The following is a 1140-nucleotide window of genomic DNA, read 5'->3' on the forward strand; positions in this document are numbered from 1 at the left end:
GGGGTCTCCTCGTTTTCAGTGCAATAAGTGACGGTACGAAAAGCTAGCACTGGCGCGGAGGTGGTGTTGGTAGATCGTTGATTTCATTGACTTTCCTGTTCACTTTCAAATCTGCGATTCGTGGCGTCAAACCGTGGTCGGTTTCATCCATTGGTGCCAGTTATCGATGCATTTGGCCGCGAAGGCAGGATTTGGTCAGCATAGCGGTCAACCGGGAAGCGAAACACACCCCGCAAGTTGATGCTCTCCAGCCTGGTGGGCGCAATCTTCCCGATCAGTTCCGGTGGAATGACCTGGCGGCGGTTCGACCAGCGATCCAGGACCGCCTGCATCTGTGAGGTATTCCACGCCATCACGATGTTGGCCATCAGGCTCAACGCATCGGCCACAGCCTGCATTTCATCGACACGTTTGGCCTGCGCCGGGCTGATCCGGCCGGTATAAATGGCGCGCTTGAGGGCGTTAACAGCCTCGCCCCGATTGAGCACCCGGCGCAACTCGTTCCTGAAAGCGTCCTTGACAAAGTAGTCAGCCAAAAACGCCGTACGCAGCAACCGCCCCAATTGCACGCCAGCCTCATAGATTGGATCGCCCTGGGCGGCAGAACCGAACCGCGCAAGAGCTGCCACCGCACTGGCATGTCCGCTCATGACCGAGGCTGCCAGGTGCACCAGACTATCCCAATGCTTTTCGATCAAAGCGACGTCGACATTGGCTTCGCACACCGCAGCGATTTCTGCGGGCACTTTGGTGCCGCGTGGCACAAAGAGGTGGCGCTGTTTGAGTTCCTTCAACCGCGGGCAAAGATCAAAACCAAGCAAACGGGCATGTGACATGGCAAAGTCGGTGTAGCCATGGGTATCCACAGCAAGCTGGCTGGTCTCCAGCTTTTCTTGGCGGATGACACCTTCAATGGCCACGCCCGCCTGGCGCTCATTGAGCACAAAGGGCTGCGCATGGAAGATGCCCCACCGGTCTTTTACATGGGAGTAGATTCCAATGGAAGGTGTGTTGCGCCGAGGATCAAGCCGGGCTTGCCACACCCGTTTGGTGGTCTCCATGGTCATCATGTCAGAAGATGCCAAATCGGACCGCCCCCAGGTGGCGGCAATCGGGTGTCGCTGCATGAATTCCAGCACA

Annotated in this window: 1 protein-coding gene; it reads right to left on the reverse strand. The window is 57.4% G+C overall.

Annotated features, from left to right (window positions below; all coding sequences use genetic code 11):
* Positions 1 to 143: 143 nt before the first annotated feature.
* Positions 144 to 1140 (reverse strand): Tn3 family transposase (locus JAO85_RS25425; RefSeq protein ID WP_202789294.1); only part of this gene is annotated, 997 nt, incomplete at its 5' end.

It is taken from the genome of Comamonas sp. NyZ500 (assembly GCF_016772095.1).
Classification (GTDB): domain Bacteria; phylum Pseudomonadota; class Gammaproteobacteria; order Burkholderiales; family Burkholderiaceae_C; genus Comamonas; species Comamonas thiooxydans.